Origin of the sequence: Intestinirhabdus alba (assembly GCF_009711095.1) — a bacterium.
GTDB classification, from domain to species: domain Bacteria; phylum Pseudomonadota; class Gammaproteobacteria; order Enterobacterales; family Enterobacteriaceae; genus Intestinirhabdus; species Intestinirhabdus alba.
On the sequence record NZ_WMJZ01000004.1, the window covers coordinates 178372 to 198635 of the forward strand.

Consider the following 20264-nt stretch of genomic DNA (forward strand, 5'->3'; position numbering starts at 1 on the left):
ACGATGCGTTGGTTAATTCTACTGCTGTTCTGGTCCCAACTCCTGGCAGCGCAATCACAGGCTGTGATCTTTATTGATTCCTCACAGCCTCTCCAGGCTCGCCTGGTAGCAGACGTTAATAAGATGCTGTTTTTTAGCCCCACGCTTCGTGCGGATTTAAGCGTTCAGGTATTTGACATTAATAAGCAGAGCTTTCCTTTTTCAGGAACACTCCGCTACGTGCGCGACAGCGCCGGCAAGGCGATATCGCAATATCGTCCCCAGGGGCTTCCCTATCTTATTTGCCTGAATGAAAAAACAGAGCAGCTGCGTATCGCATTAAAAAATAAGGAGCAACTATGTCTGTGTGTCAAAAAATGCTGAGGCCATGGGTGCGTTTTTGCACCGACAGGCGCGGAGCTTTTGCCATTAGCTTCGTTATGATGTCCGGTTTTCTGCTCGGTATGGCAGCCTTCGGTCTGGAAGGATCGCGCTATATTACTGAACGTGCCCGATTATCCGATTCAATGGAGCAGGCGGCGCTGGCCCTGACGGCCGAGGATAATGGCCCCTCACCGCGCAACGAAGAACTTTCAAAAGCCTATTTCGCGGCCTATATGCGCCATGCCACCGCGGTGGCGACGCCTACGGTTAAGATATTGCACGGCGTTTCGCCCGACAATAAAAACCTGACCTATGTGGAATATCGGGTCAGCGATCGCACTGAACAAAACTCCTGGTTTTCCTCAGGACTGTTCCCCGGTTTTGGCAAAGAGGTGACGATTGGCGACAACGGCGCGGCGCGGAAATACCGCTCTAACATGGACGTTATCTTTGTCACCGACTTTTCCGGCTCTATGAATGAGAGTTTTGGCGGCAGCACTAAGCTTGCTGAGCTAAAGCGAATCGTACTTCAACTTTCCGATGAGCTATTTTCTTACAATATAGATAATAAGGTAGGATTCGTCCCTTTTGGCTGGGGGGGTAAAGAAGGCGACTCCTGTGATTTTCCATTTGCCAGTTCCACCGTTGTTCCTCCAGATATTCTTGCCGGCGGTGACTATAGTAACCTGGAACATTATGTTGATATTGCCGGCACGATTGCCGCCATCCCTAATAAAGTCAGCGATATCCAGATCCCGCTGGAAAATGTCAATGATAGCACCTGTCTGAAAACCAGTGGCTCTCACAAAGTGCCGCTTACCGATTCTCCTGCCGCCATTAATCAGATAGCATCCATGACCGCCAACGGTGGCACGCTGGTCAGTTCCGGCGTGCTGCTTGGCGTTCCTTATCTGGCCTCAGGTACGGCATCGCGTAAAGTGATGGTGATTGTTTCTGATGGTACGGACGATCCTGAAACTATTCGCCTCACGCCTAATCTTATTAACGCAGGCATGTGTGATAAGATTCGTGAAGTTATTACCACTAAAGATTCCGTAGGTAAAATATCTTTTATCGGCATTAATTATAATCCCACCTTCGACTGGAAACGCTGCGTTGGCGAGAAAAATTTCTACCTCCCACAAAATATCAAAGAGCTGGAGGATGACTTGCGCAGAGCGGTATTTGAGGAAGTGGGACATAATATTTTAAAAGATAAATAAGCGGAAAACGCCACTCTTGAGATAGCGATAATAACAAATGTATTATTATAAGTTTTCTTGAGACTAAGTGAGACTACGGTTGAAGATTTCATTATCCTCAGCAGGTACTCTTGGCGGTATAGTTTAGACTCAACCTATTAAAGGGCCGGCCAGAGAAACTTTTATAGGCAATCATGTGACTAAACTATAAAAGAGAGGAGAAGTTACTAATATATAGCGCTTCTCTTTACAAGTTGTAGCAGCACATAGGAATTTTTAATCAATGAAAGCAAAAGTATTATCCGCAATCGCAGTGATGGCTGTTTCCGCATCGGCGCTGGCAGCCTCGCCGTCAAACTATGATACGAAATTCAACGTCAGCGCAAATGTACCGGACAGCGCGATGATTACCGATCCAAGCGGCCGTCCAATCACCGATCTTGATGTAGTCCTGACGCCGGCAGCCAGTGGAAAAATGGAGGCCCAGACTGAACAGCTGGCGCTGTGGAATAACGATGTCAGCAAACTGGACGTCTCACTGACGCTGGATGATAGCGCCGTTGCAACAGGTAGCCCCTTCACGCTTTACAGCACTCAGGGCGATGTTCTTAATAACATGACTTATCAAATCAGCAGCATTACCGCTGATGGTGCCCAGCAGTTTACTAAATCCGGCGATAGCAAAGACTTCTCGCTGAAAGCAAACGGCACTCACGGTGAAATGCCGGTACGCTTTAAATTTGTCTCTGACGCCAATTATACCGATATTGGTCAGGGTAATTACACCGGCGTTGTCTACGCCAATGTGGTTGCTAAAGTTTAATACTCTTTAATCGGAAGGGGCTACTCCGGTAGCCCCGTTAAATAGACTATGAAGAATAACTTTATTGTCGGTAGCGGTATGGTCGTTCTGTTATGGAGTCAGATGGCGTTCTGCATTCCTAATTCTCAGGTCTCGTTAGATATCGCTGCCGAATCTGTAGCCAGGGTCGCGCTTTACTATGAAGGGAAACCGGTTGATGGCGATCAGATAGATTTCCCATTACCGATCAACGGGAATTCTCAAAAATTTGAGAAAACCTCCACATTTTTCTATGTTGTAGGAAATGTTCCCCAGGCTAATATCGTATTTAGTGATAACCAATTTGTACTTCCGCAAACGATTGGCGGCGATGATAAAATCATACTAACAGGTAGTTTTATTTTTAACCAAAAAGAGAGTGATGCAACGACACCGCTACGCATTCCGGTTATCAATAATATCTCACAGGGAACTATACGCAACGGTATAAAAATAAAATTTATTTCCCAAAAAACTGCCGGCTTCTATAAAAAAGGCGACTATGCCAATACGTTTACGCTGACCGTTGCACCTGTCATTTAAAAAGTTAAGGGAAATCATGAACTCAAAAATAAAAATCAGCATGATTATGCTCGGAATTGGGGTTGGCAGTATTTCACCACTAATGGCTTCTGAGCCATTTTTACCGGCAGGTTTTGAGGACATCTTTAATGCTAAACAAAATGCTATTTATGACATCCTTTTCGATGATGAATCGTTAGGCTCCATCGGCATTGAATATGATCAACATGAAGCCAAACTGCTTTCACCGCGGGTTATTGTGGATCGACTTACCGCTCCGGATATGCCGGCCCTGAACATTTCCAGACAGGCGCTGCTGTCACAACTTTCATCTCCTTTACCGCGCGTTAATAAGGCAGGCTTTGCCAAACAGAAAATCGTTGTCTACCTTGATGAGTCAAACACCACGCTACAGCTTTTATTTCCGGCCGCACTATTTAATAACGACAGTAAAAAGGCCGCCAGAAAATACATTCCATTTAAAAATAATAGCGGCTTTGTCCACAGCCATAATATAAATTATCTGGATGATACATATGGCAACAGCCTTAGCGTTTATTCCACTGAGACCTTAAATCTTACCGGTAGCAGCTATGTGAAAGGGACATGGAGCTATGCCGACACAATTAATTTTGAACTTGATGAGCTGGCCTTCTATCTTGAAGAAAATAGTAACCGGTTCAAATTAGGTCGTCAGCGCCTGCACGACAATCTGTCGGGAAGCACGCCCTCAATGGCCTATAGCTTTTATAACGCCATGAGTTTCGACGGTATATCGCTGGGTTATATGACGGATAACTATATTGCTCCCGGTACAGGTGCGGCATCCCCTGTGACCCTTTATATGCCGATGGCGGGAACGGTGGAAATTTACCGTAACGGGCGATTATTAGACATTCAACAACTCTCCGCCGGTCTCCAGACCCTTGACACCCAGAGCTGGCCAACGGGCGGCTATGACGTCCAGCTGGTTACCAAACTCACCAACGGCAGCCGTGAGGAGAAAACGCAACCGTTTTTTAAGCGTACCGGGACCTTCCACTCCGGAGACATAGAATACTTACTGCAGCTGGGCCGCTACGATCCCCGCCGGGACGACATTAAGTTACGCACCAACAGCAAGAGTTGTTCACAGTGCAACAGCGATACGTTCAATACGGCCCGCGATAATAACCTCGCCAGCGCCTCGCTCGCCTACACAACCGAATCCGCACTATCAGCGGGTGCCGGCGCGCTTCTTGATAATACCCAGTTATACGCCAATACCAGTCTGGATATTCCCGTTAACAGCTGGATTGCTGAACGCCTGTTTGCCGACGGCATCTATGGACGGGATGGCAGCAGCGGCTATCAGATTGGCCTGATGAAAAATCTTGCCTCCGTTGGCCTCAACCTGAGCTATCGCGATAACCGCTACCGGGGCGATAAAAAAAACTATCGTCACTTCGGTATCGTTCCTGCGTATGACTTTAACTACCTCCAGCTTGGGCTTAATACTTTTCTCCCCTGGAACGTGGGTCTGGGCGTTAACTATGGTCTGAATACGGTTTATCAGGATTACGGCCACAGTAATAAGAGCCAGTTTAATACCTGGGATATTAACCTGAGCCGTGATTTTACCCTTTCCGATATGCTGAATATGCGAATCGATCTCGGCTATCATCGAGGCGTTAGTGAAACTTCATATGCAAAAAATTCCTATAGTATAACCGAGGATCGGCTGTTTGCTCAGATGACCCTCGGTATGCATGAGCGTAGCTATAACCACTCACAGTCCCTCTATTTACGCGCCCGGTCCGGCGATGATGGCTTACAGAATAATACATATGCGGCAAACTATGCGTTAAATCTTGATAATCCGGATTTCGATCGGAGCGGAAAATATACTGTTACAGCCGATATGGCGCACGGGCCTCAAAAGGAAAACAACGCTGGCGCATCCATTACCGTTGATAACGCCCTGGGCTATACCTCAGCGGGCATAGCAAAATCATTTGGCGATGCCAAATATCAGCAGCAGTATTTATCTCAGCGCAGCGGGTTCGCTATTGGCGCTGACGGCGCGGCGTGGGGGCGAATGGATAATGATGCCGCACTCATTGTCGACGCTACCGACCTGCCGAAAGATCAATACTTTGAGATCCGTAACCGCAGTTCGGCACCAACTATCGTAAAAGGCGGCCAGAAAACGACCTTATCAATGCAGCCCTATCAAAAAATAGCGCCAGAAGCCGAACAGGTATTTAGCGACAAAACGGATGCATTCTATAACCTTAAGACTCAGTCAACCTCCACCTGGGCCAAACCCGGCCAGGTATATCAGGTCAAACTCTCAGCCACCCAAAATCAAACCGTCACAGGACGTCTCTATTCTGACGGCCAGCCGCTGAGTAATGCCAGAGTGGTGGGCGGTAACTCAATGTCAGATGAAGATGGTTTATTTGTCGCAGACTTTACGCTGCAAACAAATGAGCATTTAACTTCATTGACGGTTAAAAAAGAGGGACAAGATTTTACCTGTCCGCTGTTACAACAAAACATAAAAGTCACTAAAGGCATTATGCAAATTCGTGAGGTTAATTGTGAAATTCAGTAAATGGTTAGTATTATTACTCAGCATTACAGCAGGCTATTCCACCATTGCAAGAGCTATTGAGGTTTTCCCAATTATTAAAGACATTAAGGAAGAAACGCCCCGGGACAATTATATTACAGTTAAGTCGATGTTTCACCATGACGATCGCGCTGAGGACAACAGCTCAGAAAGCCAGCAATATGAATTTGTCACCATCGATCTTTTTCATATTAAAAACCCTGGCGAAGCAAAAGAGGATATGGAGAAAGTATTGGCCGCAGAGAATCCGGAGCTGGTATTTTCACCAACTAAGTTAATTATTCCTTACGGCGAAGAACGCAAGATACGCATTATGCCTATGCGTTCTGTCGATCATGAGACTGTTTATCGGCTGCGCGTTCGCCCAAGCTATCCGGAGCAGGCTCTTGAAAAAGGAAAGGTCCGTTTTGCGATTGGTTATGATGTATTAATTCGTTACCTGCCAGCGGGCAAACATACTCAAAAACTCGAGATTAGCTGCGATAAAAATCAATGGCACCTGAAGGCTACCGGTAATGTCAGAAGCGAGCTGCGTAAAATGGTTATTGATGGCCGCATACAGACCGGCAGCTTCAACGTCTACCCGGAGCACAGCAGAACGCTCAAGGTCAATCATCGCCTCGCCTTCGAGATGGATGGCAAAATGCAGGTTTATGAACAGTGTCAGCGTAAGGAGTAAGCTATGCGTTCATGGATATCTCTATTGATTTTACTCCTCCCCTGCGCGGCGCTCGCCGAAGGTGAGCTGATTGTTCAACCGCAGGCTAATGGCACCCTCCGCTTTTACACTCAGGGGCTAAATTCGGGCGGAAACGATATCATTACCGCGCCATATCGCGCAGATAAGCCCTTGACCGTTTTACTAACGCCCGCCGGAAATGGCCGTTGTGAAAATGGATTTCTGGCGCTGGAAGAACTTAAGCTCTCCGTTAATCTCCTACCGGAAAACCAATCGTTATCCTGCGCTATTCCGCAGGTTATCGAAGACCTTGCCGATAGCGGCCGCGTCCGGCTGCAGTTTAAAAACGCCGCGTCGGCTCATAATTTTTCGTCATTGATGCGGCAAACAGGCGCGGTACGCCAGCAAATAGGTAGCGTGCGTTTTAGTCGGCAGGGAAGCGAGAGCAGTATTATTCCCGTCTATCTGGATCTGCTGCTTTTACAACAGCAGGCGGTAACGATTACCGCCGCCTTTGACAAACCAACGCTGCAGCTCGGCATGGTGGACCCCCATCGCGACACGACGGCCACGGCAAATTTACGCATAGGCAAAACGCAACAGGCAGGTAAAGAGGCAATACTGTATAAAGTCGCCTTTGAATCCTCCCAGCGACAGGAGAATCGCTATCGGCTACTTTCCTCAATCGATCGGAAGTTTATTCCCTATCAAATCTATGTGTCAGACGTAGAAGTTACGCCTTCACAGCCTTATCAGGGCGAATTACCGGAAGGGATAGCAACCTCGCAGCTGCTTACCGTGAAATTTAGCCTGCCGGGCAGGGCCGTTCGCGGTTTAACCGCCGGAGCACATTTATTAGATACGGTGACGGCAGTAGTAACCCCGGAAAGTTAAACTGGAGAAAAAAATGAAAACAGCGATATTACCCTCTCTGCTGATAGCGACATTCTGTAGCCAGGCACACGCCGCTGTATCGGTGACAACCTCTATTGATGTGCAGGCAGAAATCAGCACTGTCGTTAGCGTTTATATAAATGGGCACGATGTAACGAACAAATCCATTGGCGTAACCATGCAGGAAGCCTCGGGCTATATGCAGGGCAGCACGCCGCCAATCCATTTTATAGGAAATGCCAGCTCCGTCGATCTCTCGCTTAGCGAACCGCCTGCCAAAGGTTTAACCGGCCCGGATAATACGGTAATGGCGCTGAATACCTCCTGGTATAATCCCAAGACCGGCGGCGAGGTTTCAACTTCTTACCCCTTCAGCGATGTGGTTTACCCGACCTTACAGGATGTGCCGGATATGCAAAAAGGGGTCAAGCTAAACTTCAAATCAGCGGCCAGAAGTGAAACCTTTCCTTTAGGGACATATAGCGGAACCTATACCATTACCGTAAGGCCTAAGGTATGACCCGTCCCCTCCTCTGGAGGGGAATTATCAGCCGTTGACGTTCCCCAGGCCAGGTATATCCACATCGGCGAGGGTTATTTTTGACCGACCATTCCTGTATCCCCTCATTAATTCCCGGACGTTTACTGTCGCCAATGACCGGGATAAGTGAGGACAAGCCGGCCTGGCCGATTTGAACGCCGCTGGCGGCGGCCCTTCAGGGTAAATAAAGCCAACGCACATACAACCTGGAGTATGACGAGTATANAAATAAAGCCAACGCACATACAACCTGGAGTATGACGAGTATATACCCTAAATAATTCAAGTTGCATGAAGGCGGCAAGCTAGCGAATCCCCGAGAGCATAGCGAACTATGTGACCGGGGTGAGCAAGCGCAGCCAACACACATGCAGCTTGAAGTATGACGGGTATAAACGCTCCCGGCCATCCAGATCCGACTTACGTGGTGATATTAAGTTATAAATTCTGACATATAAAAAGCGGAGAGAACACATTAGCAAAAAGATAGCCATTATAAAACTTTAATATATGGTATTTAGGGTTTTCAAACTCAACGCCAAAATAATCAATGAGACCATTATCGGGATAAGTATCAGAATTAAGTTTCTCACTTGCCCTTCTGTGAAGCAGGTAAAAATCAGCCCCCACCCTTTTATAATTAAAATTAATGTAACGTGATATGGTATATTCTTTTCCTTCTACGGCGGTCATTCCTTCAATAAAAAACAACATCTGCTGCCCATCCAGAAATTCGATAGCAATATCCAGAGCCAGCGTATCCTCTCGCTTATCCATCGCCTCTTTGTTTACACGAAGTTTAGCCCGGCAGTGCCCAACGAGTTCTGTCGACTGAGCGCAGCATGCTTTTATTAAGAGCAACAGCAATAATAGAATCTTCATTTTCCATTCCTTAGTTAAAATAATGAGAAATGCAGGAATTAAGATCATCCAGGCTGCTGGACGGTGTACACAACGTCAGGCTGGCATGTTCCTTTTTATCATTTATATTAACCTCAGACACCACATCGGTTGAGTAAATAAGCACCCGATCTTCCTTACAATTAACTTTTTGCGTCGACGAGCTAAAATATCTCACCTTACCAAGAACATCTTTAATAAGCAGATCGTCATTATTCCGGGAGTTAAATGTATATATCTTACAACGCTCGAGGTCGGTAAGCAGACGCAAATTATTTTCTGAATACCTGCCAGGATATCCTGAGTGATTGAATCCCATGATTGTACCAGCTATCAAGAATATCGCCGCAATAATGAGGATTAAAATATACCATCGGTTACAACGATACTGAATCGCACGGCAAAAGGACCGATGATGAGGCGATGAAGTGTTTTTTTGTACTAACTGATCGTTATCTCCTGGCTTGTCATGAGGTTTACATGACCTCATATTAGAAAAACTTATCCTTAAAGAAGCATCCGATGGCGAAAAAGCTTCTTTAATAGCGGCATATGGCGGACGACTGGTAACCAAAGAGGGAGCGCTATGCAAACAGCCTTCAGTATCTGTGTCCGCCATCCTCACGTTAACAAGTGGATTAATCTTCAGTCCTTGCTTATGCACGGTTACGATCACCTGTTTTTGCATATGCATACTCTTAAATACTTTACGCAGAATCATCGTATAATGGGCAAGATTATGCTTAGAACCTTTCATTCCATACTTTTCCCACACCACCAGCAGAAGCTCATCTCTGGAAATAATCTCCGGGCTTCGTTCGAGCAATACCTGTAAAAGCCTGGAGGCTGGTACTGGAAGTGAAAAACAACGCTGCCTGTCGTCCATCTCATGACTATAAGTAAGACTACTGTCAGCAGGTATAAATTTAATGCGTTCATCTAAAAAATATTGCTGAATCATTAGCTCAATCCTTAATCATAGAAATATTATAAATACCGACTCACACATCCTGAAAATACGCACAAATCAAAATAAGCAAATAAAAATAAAAAATAGACCACACTCTAAATAATTTGAGTCACATGCAGGCAGCAAGCAACCGGCAAATTAACCAGGCATGATTTCGCCCAGCTGCAGGCTGTCTTTGTTGAGCAACAAAAAGATATCCCTGACTTTATCTCCAGAAGCATAGCAAACGATGTGACCGGCACGAACAAGCGTCGCCGCATGATTCGGCCTGAGGGCCTCCCCCCTTCGGGGCCAGCCCTGGGACTGTTCAAAACGCACTGCGTTTTGTCCTGCAACTCAAATTATTTAGGGTATATAATTCTTATTATGATAGCTACAATGATGCCGGAAGCCCCCCCATTAAGCTATATTCCTTAGGAATTATAATTTATTACCGTATAACAATTTATCCTTGATGTGATTAACGTCACCAGTCGGTTATGGCTCCTTAACTTATAAAAAAATAGTAAACTACCTGTTTAGCTATTTTTACACACAGGTATTCTTAAGTCGCTCATTTTATAAAAAAAATGATCGCAGTCAAATCTATAATATTTTTGCATTTATTATATTTAACACTCTGTTTTCTATGGATAAAAACAAACAATTAACAACCCAAAAAAGCAACCCATTGATATTTAACGATTTTAATACCATTCAAATCTGTAAACATAAATCATTTTAGAGTTTTATATCGCAATAAATAAATGGCACAGGATTAAAATTCAAAAGAATAATACTATAAATGTTAATTATGCGTGTTGTGATTATTAATTTAAATTCTATTACCCCCTATACCCGCCATACTACAAATTGCATATGCGTTGACTTTACCCGGCCCTGAGCGCCTCACCCTGAAGGGCCGCCGCCAGCGGCGTTCAAATCGGCCAGGCCGGCTTGCCCTCACTTATCCCGGTCACTGACTACAGTAAGCGGCCGGGGGTTAATGAGAGACATCCCTGTCTCTCACCAGAGGCAGCCGGCGGTTGTTCAAATTCGTTTCTGACCAATTTGTCACTGTGTCGCCGCCCTCCTGCAACCCGATTGATTTAGGGTATCAACCAGGTAAGGTGTTAAACTTCGCATGAAATTAATTCATCCGAAACCGCTCACCTTAGAAAATCTCAATCGTGACGCTATCAGCAAATCGCTACTCTCTGCGCCAACTTATTTAAGGGGAAGATTATGCTGTTACAGGCTCTGTATTTAATCGGAATCACTGCTGAAGCGATGACCGGCGCGCTGGCGGCGGGCCGTCGGCGGATGGATACCTTTGGCGTGATTATTATCGCCACCGCAACGGCCATCGGCGGCGGTTCGGTGCGCGATATGCTTCTTGGGCACTATCCTCTCGGCTGGGTGAAGCATCCGGAATATGTGGTTATTGTCGCTACTGCGGCGGTACTGACGACCCTCGTTGCTCCCGTTATGCCCTATTTACGCAGGCTGTTCCTGGTACTCGACGCGCTGGGCCTGGTGGTTTTTTCTATTATCGGCGCACAGGTCGCCCTTGATATGGGACACAGCCCAGTTATCGCGACAGTAGCGGCGGTGATCACCGGCGTCTTTGGTGGCGTACTGCGCGACATATTCTGCAAGCGCATCCCGCTGGTCTTTCAAAAAGAGCTGTATGCCGGCGTTTCATTTGCCTCCGCCGTGCTGTACATCGCCCTGCAGTATTATGTCTCCAGCCACGACGTCGTCGTGATCTCCACCCTGCTGTTTGGCTTTACCGCCCGGCTGATGGCGCTGCGCCTTAAGCTGGGCCTGCCGGTCTTTTACTACCGCCATGAAAGCCACTAGGGAACGAATCCCGCAATCCGCTGAGCGGCAAGCCAGCGGCTCAGCGCCTGGATCTGCGGATTATTCAGCCATTCGGCGATCTGCCTGACGCGCCGAGGCCCGGTGGCCGGCAGCCGCAGCCATTCCTGCTCGTTCATGGCCTGTAGTTGCTGCCAGCCTCCGCTGCCGCTGGCATTCAGGGCCGCCTGCGTCAGCGGGATCCCCATCGCCATCAGCCAGCGGGTGAACGGCTGGCGGCGCGCCAGGTTAAACTGATGCCACAGCCGCGCACTCTTCTCCCCGGCAAAGCCGGGGATGCTGCGCAGCTGTTCCTCGCTCAGGGTCAGCCAGGCGAAGATATGCTCCAGATGATGGGTCTGATGCAGCGCCCGCCATCCCGCTTCTCCGATCCCCTCCAGTCCCAGTACGGATTTCGAACTCAGCCAGACTAACCGGGAGATAAACTGTTCCTGACAGGCCGGCGAGGCGAAATAGCAGGTCAGGGGAGTAAACCGGTCCGGGGGCGGCTCAGGCTTCGTGCGCTCCGTTCCCCGCCAGACAACGTTATCAATACGCGGGATCCCCTGGCCGGCCAGGCTTACCTGGATCTGATCGCCCGGCGCAATATCCCACTCCTCCCAGCGCCTGACAGAGCCAACGTTTACCCGCCGCACCCGTTTATCATCCACCATCACCGGCTCGAGCGAGGCCACCACGGCAATTTTACCGCTCTTTCCCACGGTAAAATGTATGCCGGCAACCTCCGCTACCTGCGCCACCGGCGGATATTTCCACGCAGCCAGCCACTCCCCCTGCCCCGGTAGCCAGTAGCGCGACGCCGGCTCCCTGCCGCTTCGTATCACCACGCCGTCCGTGGCAAACGGCAGTTCCGATCGCCACCACCGCTCGCGGGCCTTCGCCACCTCCTCTGCGCTTTTCACCGGCCGGGTATACTCACGGATATGGGAAAACCCGGCGGCGGCGAGCAGTTCCAGCCTTGCCGTCTGGGTCGCCGGACCGTCCGGCCAGCCCCAGATGAATACGTCAAGGGCGTCAAGGGTTCCGGGATTCTCGTGCCGCATCATCACGCCCGCCGCCTTTGAGCGGGCGTTAACGCCCCCCTGCTGCCGCTGAATATGCCCCGCCAGCCGCCAGAAAAGCTCCCCCTGCAGGACGGCGTTAGCCAGCGCCCCGGTGGTCCTCTGCGGCACTGCGGGGATCCGGCGAACCTTGTGCGTCCACTCCTCTCCCTGCAGGCCGTTGCCGCGGCTGATCGCCTGCGCCAGCCTGCCCTCCCGATAGACCAACGTAACCGCCACGCCGTCAACCTTTGGCTGCACCCACAGATCGCTACGCCCTTGCATCCACGCCTGTAGCGCCCGTTTATCCGCCAGCTTGCGTACACCGGTATGGGCAACCGGATGACGCGCCGCGCCGCTTACCGGCGGCGCGGCGAGATCGGACTCTGCGTGGCCAAAGCAGCGCTGCCACTGCGCCAGCCGCGCGCTGAGCCGATCGTAGACCTCATCCTCCACCGTACTGACGCCCTGCCGCCAGTAGTCCTCATTCCAGCGCGCAATCTGCTGGCGAAGCCGGGCAATCTCTTCATCCGCTCTTGCCGGCGGCCAGACCGGGCACACCGCGCCGACCTGGGCGTGCCACAGCCATAGCCCTAACCACACTCCCGACCACTTTCTCATCGCCACCTCCGCTGTACGTTGCCTTGCAGAAATAGCGCGTCGCCTTAGCAAAGCCGAGCGGAAAATTAACGGCCTGCGAACAGGGTTCCAGAGAATCGCTTCCGTTGCAGAAAATGTCCGATTAAACGGGAATCAGGTACGCAAAACGCAATAATTTGCGCAAAAAGTACGGCGGAGGTCTACGTCACAATGCGGGGATGTGTATAATAAGCCCGTATGTAAGTTCTCTTTCGATAATCACATACACAAAGATACTCATGGCTCAAGGCACGCTTTATATTGTTTCAGCCCCCAGTGGCGCGGGTAAATCCAGCCTGATTCAGGCGTTATTAAAAACCCAACCGTTGTACGACACCCAGGTTTCTGTTTCACACACCACCCGCGCCCCGCGTCCGGGCGAGGTGCATGGCGAACACTATTTCTTTGTTAACCATGATGAATTCAGAATCATGATCGGCAACGATGCGTTTCTGGAGCACGCGGAGGTTTTCGGCAATTACTACGGCACCTCGCGCGAAGCCATTGAGCAGGTGCTCGCCTCCGGCGTGGATGTTTTTCTGGACATCGACTGGCAGGGCGCGCAGCAGATCCGTCAAAAAATGCCGCAGGCGCGCAGCATCTTTATTCTGCCGCCGTCGAAGGAGGAGCTTGACCGCCGCCTGCGCGGCCGCGGCCAGGACAGCGAAGAGGTTATTGCTAAACGTATGGCTCAGGCCGTTGCGGAAATGAGCCATTACGCCGAGTATGATTATCTTATTGTGAATGACGACTTCAATACCGCCCTTGGGGATCTGAAGACCATCATCCGCGCCGAACGTCTGCGCATGCGCCGCCAGAAGCAGCGACATGACGCTTTAATCAGCAAACTGTTGGCAGACTGAATCCACTTTCAGTATCATGCCCAGTCCATCATCACCTGTGGAGCATTTTAAGTATGGCACGCGTAACTGTTCAGGACGCTGTAGAGAAAATTGGTAACCGTTTTGACCTGGTGCTGGTCGCCGCGCGTCGCGCTCGTCAGATGCAGGTAGGCGGCAAGGATCCGCTTGTACCGGAAGAAAACGATAAAACTACCGTAATCGCGCTGCGCGAAATCGAAGAAGGCCTGATTAATAATCAGATCCTCGACGTGCGCGAACGCCAGGAGCAGCAAGAGCAGGAAGCCGCTGAGTTACAGGCCGTTACCGCCATTGCTGAAGGTCGTCGTTAATGACAGAGCGGGTCGCCCTTGTATCTGTTTGAAAGCCTGAATCAGCTGATTCAACACTACCTGCCGGAAGAACAGATTAAACGTCTTCGGCAGGCGTATCTCGTTGCACGTGACGCTCACGAGGGCCAGACACGTTCAAGCGGTGAACCTTATATCACGCACCCGGTTGCGGTGGCCTGCATCCTGGCCGAGATGAAGCTCGACCATGAAACGCTAATGGCCGCGCTGCTGCACGACGTGATTGAAGATACCCCCGCCACCTACCAGGACATGGAGCAGCTGTTTGGCAAAAGCGTTGCCGAGCTGGTGGAGGGGGTGTCAAAGCTTGATAAGCTTAAATTCCGCGATAAGAAAGAGGCGCAGGCCGAAAACTTTCGCAAGATGATTATGGCGATGGTGCAGGATATTCGCGTTATCCTCATCAAGCTCGCCGACCGCACCCACAACATGCGCACGCTGGGCTCTCTGCGCCCGGATAAGCGGCGGCGCATCGCCCGTGAAACCCTCGAAATCTACAGCCCGCTGGCGCACCGTTTAGGCATCCATCACATTAAAACCGAGCTGGAAGAGCTGGGTTTTGAGGCGCTGTATCCGAACCGCTACCGGGTGATCAAAGAGGTGGTAAAAGCCGCGCGCGGCAACCGTAAGGAGATGATCCAGAAGATCCTCTCTGAAATCGAAGGGCGTCTGCAGGAGGCGGGAATTCCGTGTCGCGTCAGCGGTCGCGAAAAGCACCTCTACTCTATCTACTGCAAGATGGTGCTGAAAGAGCAGCGTTTTCACTCGATCATGGACATTTACGCCTTTCGGGTCATCGTTCATGATTCCGACACCTGCTACCGGGTGCTCGGCCAGATGCACAGCCTCTATAAGCCGCGTCCGGGCCGAGTGAAAGATTATATCGCCATTCCGAAGGCGAACGGCTACCAGTCCCTGCACACCTCAATGATCGGCCCGCACGGCGTGCCGGTCGAGGTGCAGATCCGCACCGAGGACATGGATCAGATGGCCGAAATGGGGGTCGCCGCGCACTGGGCGTATAAAGAGCACGGTGAAACCAGCACCACCGCGCAGATCCGCGCCCAGCGCTGGATGCAGAGCCTGCTGGAGCTGCAGCAGAGCGCCGGCAGCTCCTTTGAATTTATCGAGAGCGTTAAATCCGATCTTTTCCCGGATGAGATTTACGTTTTCACGCCGGAGGGGCGCATCGTCGAGCTGCCCGCCGGCGCTACGCCCGTCGACTTCGCCTATGCGGTGCATACCGATATCGGTCACGCCTGCGTCGGCGCGCGCGTAGACAGGCAGCCCTACCCGCTTTCCCAACCGCTCGCCAGCGGTCAGACGGTGGAGATCATTACCGCGCCGGGAGCACGCCCGAACGCCGCGTGGCTGAACTTTGTCGTCAGCTCGAAGGCGCGCGCCAAGATCCGCCAGCTGCTAAAGAATCTCAAGCGCGACGACTCCGTCAGCCTGGGCCGTCGCCTGCTCAACCACGCCTTAGGCGGCAGCCGCAGGCTGGCCGAAATCCCTCAGGAGAGCATCCAGCGCGAGCTTGAGCGCATGAAGCTAGCAACGCTCGACGATCTGCTGGCGGAAATCGGCCTCGGCAACGCCATGAGCGTCGTGGTGGCGAAGAATCTGCAGCAGGGGGACGGGTCCGCCGCGCCGTCGACAACGCAGAGCCACGGCCACCTGCCGATTAAAGGCGCAGACGGCGTGCTGATTACCTTTGCCAAATGCTGTCGTCCGCTCCCTGGCGATCCGATCATCGCACACATCAGCCCCGGCAAGGGGCTGGTTATCCACCATGAGTCCTGTCGTAACATTCGCGGCTACCAGAAAGAGCCGGAGAAGTTTATGGCCGTGGAGTGGGATAAAGAGACGGAGCAGGAATTTATCACCGAAATCAAGGTTGATATGTTCAACCATCAGGGGGCGCTGGCGAACCTGACCGCGGCGATCAACAACACCACGTCCAATATCCAGAGCCTGAACACGGAAGAAAGAGACGGCCGCGTCTACAGCGCCTTTATTCGTCTTACCGCCCGGGACCGGGTGCATCTGGCGAATATCATGCGCAAAATCCGCGTAATGCCGGACGTAATAAAAGTCACCCGTAACCGAAACTAGCGACCTCATTCAGGCTACGCCATAAAACGCCCGGCGCTTGCGCCAGTCCCGAAAAAGGCGAAAGCGCGGCCAGGGTAAGCGGAAATCGGTCAGGAACCGGTTTACACGCCGCAGAGCGGTAGCCCGTTGGCGAATGCGCCGAAAAGCCAGCAGCCAACGCCTGGGTAATTTGAAGGATAAAGTGTGTATGAATACACAGCGTTATGCGCGTATCTGCGAAATGCTTGCCAGACGTCAGCCCGATCTGACCGTCTGCATGGAACAGGTCCATAAACCTCATAATGTTTCGGCAATTATTCGAACCGCGGACGCCGTTGGCGTCCATGAAGTTCACGCCGTCTGGCCGGGGAGCCGCATGCGCACCATGGCCTCGGCGGCGGCGGGCAGCAACAGCTGGGTGCAGGTGAAAACCCACCGTGCCATTGGCGATGCGGTCGCTCAGCTTAAGGGCCGGGGAATGCAGATTCTGGCCACCCACCTTTCGGACAGCGCCGTTGATTTCCGCGAGATCGACTATACGCGCCCGACCTGCATCCTGATGGGGCAGGAAAAAACCGGCATAACCCGCGAGGCGCTGGATTTAGCGGACCAGGAGATCATCATCCCGATGATCGGCATGGTGCAGTCGTTAAATGTCTCCGTCGCCTCGGCGCTGATCCTCTACGAAGCGCAGCGCCAGCGGCAGAACGCCGGCATGTACCAGCGCGAAAACAGTATGCTGGCAGAAGAGGAGCAGCAGCGCCTGCTGTTTGAGGGCGGCTATCCGGTGCTGGCAAGGGTGGCGAAGCGCAAAGGCCTGCCCTTTCCGCACGTCAATCAGCAGGGCGAAATCGAAGCCGATGCCGCCTGGTGGTCCACCATGCAGGCCGCGGGGTAACGTCGATGTCGGGCCGCCTGTTAGACGCTGTTCCGCTCAGTTCACTTACTGGCGTTGGCGCGGCGCAGAGCAGCAAGCTGGCAAAAATTGGCCTGCACACCGTGCAGGATCTGCTTTTGCACCTTCCCCTGCGCTACGAGGACCGCACCCAGCTCTACCCCATCGGCGAGCTGCTGCCGGGGATTTACGCCACCGTCGAGGGCGAAGTGCTGAACAGCAACATCACCTTCGGCGGCCGCCGGATGATGACCTGCCAGATAAGCGACGGCTCCGGCATTCTCACCCTGCGCTTTTTCAACTTCAGCGCGGCGATGAAAAACAGCCTCGCCGCCGGGCGTCGGGTGCTGGCCTATGGCGAAGCGAAGCGCGGGAAGTACGGCGCAGAGATGATCCATCCGGAATACCGCGTGCAGGGCGATCTCAGCGCGCCGGCGCTACAGGAGACCCTGACTCCGGTTTACCCGACCACCGAAGGCGTTAAGCAGGCGACGCTACGCAAACTCACCGACCAGGCGCTGGATCTGCTGGATACCTGCGCCATTGCCGAGCTGCTGCCGCCGGAGCTGGCGCAGGGAATGATGAGCCTGCCAGAGGCGCTGCGTACCCTGCACCGCCCGCCACCGACGCTGCGGTTAAGCGATCTGGAAACCGGCCAGCATCCGGCGCAGCGACGCCTTATTCTGGAAGAGCTGCTGGCCCATAACCTGAGCATGCTGGCGCTGCGCGCCGGCGCACAGCGCTATCGCGCCCTGCCCCTCGGCACCGACGATACGTTAAAGCATCAGCTGCTGGCCTCTCTGCCGTTTAAGCCCACCGACGCCCAGGCGCGCGTAACGGCTGAAATTGAGCACGATATGGCGCTGGACGTGCCGATGATGCGCCTGGTCCAGGGCGACGTTGGCTCCGGGAAAACCCTGGTGGCCGCCCTTGCCGCGCTGCGCGCCATCGCCCACGGCAGGCAGGTGGCGATGATGGCCCCTACCGAACTGCTGGCCGAACAGCACGCGAATAACTTCCGCAGCTGGTTTGCTCCGCTGGGAATTGAGGTTGGCTGGCTGGCGGGTAAGCAGAAGGGTAAAGCGCGGCTGGCGCAGCAGGAGGCCATCGCCAGCGGCCGGGTGCAGATGGTGGTCGGCACCCACGCCATTTTCCAGGAGCAGGTGCAGTTTAGCGGCCTGGCGCTGGTTATTATTGACGAGCAGCACCGCTTCGGCGTCCACCAGCGCCTGGCGCTGTGGGAGAAGGGCCAGCAGCAGGGCTTTCATCCGCATCAGCTGATCATGACCGCCACGCCAATTCCGCGAACCCTGGCGATGACCGCCTATGCCGATCTGGACACGTCGGTTATCGACGAGCTGCCGCCGGGCCGCACGCCGGTCACTACCGTCGCCATTCCGGACACCCGCCGCAGCGATATTATTGACCGCGTGCGCAACGCCTGCATCGCCGAGAGCCGCCAGGCCTACTGGGTCTGCACGCTGATTGAAGAGTCTGATTTATTAGAAGCCCAGGCGGCGGAAGCGACCTGGGAAGAGCTGAAATTAGCCCTGCCGGAGCTGAACGTCGGCCTGGTTCACGGCAGAATGAAGCCCGCTGAAAAGCAGGCGGTCATGGCCGCCTTTAAGCAGGGCGAGCTGCATCTGCTGGTCGCCACCACGGTGATTGAGGTCGGGGTGGACGTCCCAAACGCCAGCCTGATGATTATCGAAAACCCTGAAAGGCTGGGCCTGGCGCAGCTGCACCAGCTGCGCGGGCGCGTGGGCCGCGGCGCGACCGCCTCCCACTGCGTGCTGCTCTACAAATCACCGCTGTCAAAGACAGCGCAGAAGCGCCTGCAGGTGCTGCGCGACAGCAGCGACGGCTTTGTGATTGCGCAAAAGGATCTGGAGATCCGCGGGCCTGGCGAGCTGCTGGGAACGCGGCAGACCGGCAACGCGGAGTTCAAAGTGGCGGATTTGCTCCGCGATAGCGCGATAATTCCCGAAGTTCAGCGTATCGCCCGCCACATTCATGAAAGATATCCACAGCAGGCCCAGGCGCTGATCGAACGCTGGATGCCGGAAACAGAGCGCTACTCTAACGCCTGACCCCGGCTATCCGACGCCAGCCCGTTAAGCAGCTCCTCGACCTGAATTTCGATAATCTCGCCCGCCGCTTTTGCGTCCCGCGCAATACGCTCCGCCAGCCCGGCCTCCGGCTCGTTATGGAGAAGACGGGCTGCCTTCCGCACGTTTATCAGCAGCGTCTCCGGCACAAGCTCTTTGCGCAAAAACTCCAGATTTTCCGCCGTCCACGCTTCGCTACAGCTTAGTGGATAGCAGAAAGTACCTCTTCCCGCGGGCCACAGCGGGTTATGCTCCGGCGGGTAGATAAGATGTGCGGCGTACTGGAGCGCGCAAATTGCTTTGCCCGGAGAGGTCAAGGACCACCATTGCTGCCAGAGGGCGCGCATTATGGGAGCCGTTCCCCCCAGCGCGTTCCACACCGGCAACCACGTCATTTGCGAATCAAAGCCGCGCTGGCTGTCGATCCGGCAGAGCATCGTCTCAGTCAGAAAGGCCCGGACCTGCCGCCGCTGTCCGGCATCCATCATCTGTCGCCATAAGTATGGTCGGCGCAGCGCCATAAGCAGGTTTTCTGCTAAATAATCCCCTTTTTCGCTGGATAACATCACGCTTTCATGCCATTCCGCCAGGCACAGCGGAAACAGATAGCGAAACAGCTCTGGCTGCAGCGAATCATGATAAACAAGGTTCAGCACGTAATAGCAGCTAAGCTGATGAGACGTAATCAGCCGCCAGTCGGTAGCCGCTAAAGCGCGTAATTCATCGTCAGCATAATCGAACTCCGGCTCCCATACGCGCTGCACGGGAGGCTCCTCATTAAAAATAAGGCGGCAGCGCTCATGAAGGGTCTGTGGTCCCGGCTTTCGGCGGCGCTTAACCATCGGTTACGCGCTTAACGCCAGACCGGGCGTAGAAGCTGATATTAATCGTGCTA

At 52.6% G+C, this 20264-nt stretch carries 18 protein-coding genes; 14 read left to right on the plus strand and 4 right to left on the minus strand.

The genetic code is table 11. From position 1 onward, the window contains the following. The first annotated feature begins 3 nt into the window (after nt 1-3). The 8 genes from GJV78_RS04745 to GJV78_RS04780 all read left to right on the plus strand — a co-directional run bounded on the left by GJV78_RS04745 (nt 4) and on the right by GJV78_RS04780 (nt 7635). Nucleotides 4-363: a hypothetical protein gene (locus tag GJV78_RS04745; RefSeq protein ID WP_155107238.1), complete on the plus strand. Its 360-nt coding sequence runs from the start codon at nt 4-6 to the stop codon at nt 361-363. After that, nucleotides 339-1586, plus strand: coding sequence for a TadE/TadG family type IV pilus assembly protein (locus GJV78_RS04750; RefSeq protein WP_155107239.1), 1248 nt, complete (start codon nt 339-341; stop codon nt 1584-1586). The genes GJV78_RS04745 and GJV78_RS04750 overlap by 25 nt, the downstream gene beginning before the upstream one ends. A 262-nt stretch (nt 1587-1848) precedes the next feature. Further along, nucleotides 1849-2388 carry a hypothetical protein gene (locus tag GJV78_RS04755; RefSeq protein WP_155107240.1) on the plus strand — a complete coding sequence of 180 codons (540 nt, stop codon included), beginning with the start codon at nt 1849-1851 and terminating at the stop codon, nt 2386-2388. 48 nt (nt 2389-2436) lie between these two features. Further along, on the plus strand, nt 2437-2949 hold the full coding sequence (locus tag GJV78_RS04760; RefSeq protein ID WP_155107241.1) for a hypothetical protein: 513 nt from the start codon (nt 2437-2439) through the stop codon (nt 2947-2949). 16 nt (nt 2950-2965) lie between these two features. Continuing rightward, nucleotides 2966-5524 (plus strand): TcfC E-set like domain-containing protein, encoded by a 2559-nt coding sequence (locus GJV78_RS04765; protein WP_155107242.1) that lies wholly within the window; start codon nt 2966-2968, stop codon nt 5522-5524. Then, nucleotides 5511-6221 carry a hypothetical protein gene (locus GJV78_RS04770; protein WP_230979069.1) on the plus strand — a complete coding sequence of 237 codons (711 nt, stop codon included), beginning with the start codon at nt 5511-5513 and terminating at the stop codon, nt 6219-6221. The genes GJV78_RS04765 and GJV78_RS04770 overlap by 14 nt, the downstream gene beginning before the upstream one ends. A 3-nt stretch (nt 6222-6224) precedes the next feature. Then, on the plus strand, nt 6225-7115 hold the full coding sequence (locus GJV78_RS04775; RefSeq protein WP_155107243.1) for a hypothetical protein: 891 nt from the start codon (nt 6225-6227) through the stop codon (nt 7113-7115). A gap of 13 nt (nt 7116-7128) precedes the next feature. Then, the gene (locus GJV78_RS04780; RefSeq protein WP_155107244.1) at nt 7129-7635 is read left to right on the plus strand and encodes a hypothetical protein; all 507 of its coding nucleotides are present in this window, start codon (nt 7129-7131) and stop codon (nt 7633-7635) included. A gap of 459 nt (nt 7636-8094) precedes the next feature. Here the strand turns inward: GJV78_RS04780 and GJV78_RS04785 are convergent, their stop codons facing one another. Continuing rightward, entirely contained in the window at nt 8095-8538 is a 444-nt protein-coding gene (locus GJV78_RS04785) for a hypothetical protein (RefSeq protein ID WP_167519374.1), read from the minus strand. A 10-nt stretch (nt 8539-8548) separates the two neighbouring features. Beyond that, the gene (locus GJV78_RS04790; protein ID WP_155107246.1) at nt 8549-9517 is read right to left on the minus strand and encodes a winged helix-turn-helix domain-containing protein; all 969 of its coding nucleotides are present in this window, start codon (nt 9515-9517) and stop codon (nt 8549-8551) included. A gap of 1233 nt (nt 9518-10750) precedes the next feature. Between GJV78_RS04790 and GJV78_RS04795 the strand changes: the two genes are divergently transcribed. Further along, nucleotides 10751-11368 carry a trimeric intracellular cation channel family protein gene (locus tag GJV78_RS04795; RefSeq protein ID WP_155107247.1) on the plus strand — a complete coding sequence of 206 codons (618 nt, stop codon included), beginning with the start codon at nt 10751-10753 and terminating at the stop codon, nt 11366-11368. Here GJV78_RS04795 and ligB read toward each other — a convergent pair. After that, the gene (ligB, locus tag GJV78_RS04800; protein WP_155107248.1) at nt 11365-13047 is read right to left on the minus strand and encodes an NAD-dependent DNA ligase LigB; all 1683 of its coding nucleotides are present in this window, start codon (nt 13045-13047) and stop codon (nt 11365-11367) included. The genes GJV78_RS04795 and ligB overlap by 4 nt on opposite strands. Nucleotides 13048-13304: 257 nt before the next feature. On the opposite strand from ligB, the gene gmk reads away from it, so the two are divergent. From gmk to recG, 5 genes are all read left to right on the plus strand, one after another. Beyond that, nucleotides 13305-13928, plus strand: coding sequence for a guanylate kinase (gene gmk, locus GJV78_RS04805; protein ID WP_155107249.1), 624 nt, complete (start codon nt 13305-13307; stop codon nt 13926-13928). Between the two features lie 53 nt (nt 13929-13981). Next, entirely contained in the window at nt 13982-14257 is a 276-nt protein-coding gene (rpoZ, locus tag GJV78_RS04810) for a DNA-directed RNA polymerase subunit omega (protein ID WP_000135058.1), read from the plus strand. Between the two features lie 18 nt (nt 14258-14275). Next, nucleotides 14276-16387 (plus strand): bifunctional GTP diphosphokinase/guanosine-3',5'-bis pyrophosphate 3'-pyrophosphohydrolase, encoded by a 2112-nt coding sequence (spoT, locus tag GJV78_RS04815; RefSeq protein WP_155107250.1) that lies wholly within the window; start codon nt 14276-14278, stop codon nt 16385-16387. A gap of 187 nt (nt 16388-16574) precedes the next feature. After that, nucleotides 16575-17264 (plus strand): tRNA (guanosine(18)-2'-O)-methyltransferase TrmH, encoded by a 690-nt coding sequence (gene trmH, locus GJV78_RS04820; protein WP_155107251.1) that lies wholly within the window; start codon nt 16575-16577, stop codon nt 17262-17264. A gap of 5 nt (nt 17265-17269) precedes the next feature. Beyond that, nucleotides 17270-19351 (plus strand): ATP-dependent DNA helicase RecG, encoded by a 2082-nt coding sequence (gene recG, locus GJV78_RS04825; RefSeq protein WP_155107252.1) that lies wholly within the window; start codon nt 17270-17272, stop codon nt 19349-19351. Here the strand turns inward: recG and GJV78_RS04830 are convergent. After that, nucleotides 19336-20211 carry a hypothetical protein gene (locus tag GJV78_RS04830; protein WP_155107253.1) on the minus strand — a complete coding sequence of 292 codons (876 nt, stop codon included), beginning with the start codon at nt 20209-20211 and terminating at the stop codon, nt 19336-19338. The genes recG and GJV78_RS04830 overlap by 16 nt on opposite strands. Nucleotides 20212-20264: the final 53 nt, after the last annotated feature.

Coding starts and splice junctions, on each gene's coding strand:
- GJV78_RS04745 (WP_155107238.1), top strand. CDS start 4: ATGCGTTGGTTAATTCTACTGCTGTTCTGGTCCCAACTCCTGGCAGCG.
- GJV78_RS04750 (WP_155107239.1), top strand. CDS start 339: ATGTCTGTGTGTCAAAAAATGCTGAGGCCATGGGTGCGTTTTTGCACC.
- GJV78_RS04755 (WP_155107240.1), top strand. CDS start 1,849: ATGAAAGCAAAAGTATTATCCGCAATCGCAGTGATGGCTGTTTCCGCA.
- GJV78_RS04760 (WP_155107241.1), top strand. CDS start 2,437: ATGAAGAATAACTTTATTGTCGGTAGCGGTATGGTCGTTCTGTTATGG.
- GJV78_RS04765 (WP_155107242.1), top strand. CDS start 2,966: ATGAACTCAAAAATAAAAATCAGCATGATTATGCTCGGAATTGGGGTT.
- GJV78_RS04775 (WP_155107243.1), top strand. CDS start 6,225: ATGCGTTCATGGATATCTCTATTGATTTTACTCCTCCCCTGCGCGGCG.
- GJV78_RS04780 (WP_155107244.1), top strand. CDS start 7,129: ATGAAAACAGCGATATTACCCTCTCTGCTGATAGCGACATTCTGTAGC.
- GJV78_RS04785 (WP_167519374.1), bottom strand. CDS start 8,538: ATGAAGATTCTATTATTGCTGTTGCTCTTAATAAAAGCATGCTGCGCT.
- GJV78_RS04790 (WP_155107246.1), bottom strand. CDS start 9,517: ATGATTCAGCAATATTTTTTAGATGAACGCATTAAATTTATACCTGCT.
- GJV78_RS04795 (WP_155107247.1), top strand. CDS start 10,751: ATGCTGTTACAGGCTCTGTATTTAATCGGAATCACTGCTGAAGCGATG.
- ligB (WP_155107248.1), bottom strand. CDS start 13,047: ATGAGAAAGTGGTCGGGAGTGTGGTTAGGGCTATGGCTGTGGCACGCC.
- gmk (WP_155107249.1), top strand. CDS start 13,305: ATGGCTCAAGGCACGCTTTATATTGTTTCAGCCCCCAGTGGCGCGGGT.
- rpoZ (WP_000135058.1), top strand. CDS start 13,982: ATGGCACGCGTAACTGTTCAGGACGCTGTAGAGAAAATTGGTAACCGT.
- trmH (WP_155107251.1), top strand. CDS start 16,575: ATGAATACACAGCGTTATGCGCGTATCTGCGAAATGCTTGCCAGACGT.
- recG (WP_155107252.1), top strand. CDS start 17,270: ATGTCGGGCCGCCTGTTAGACGCTGTTCCGCTCAGTTCACTTACTGGC.
- GJV78_RS04830 (WP_155107253.1), bottom strand. CDS start 20,211: ATGGTTAAGCGCCGCCGAAAGCCGGGACCACAGACCCTTCATGAGCGC.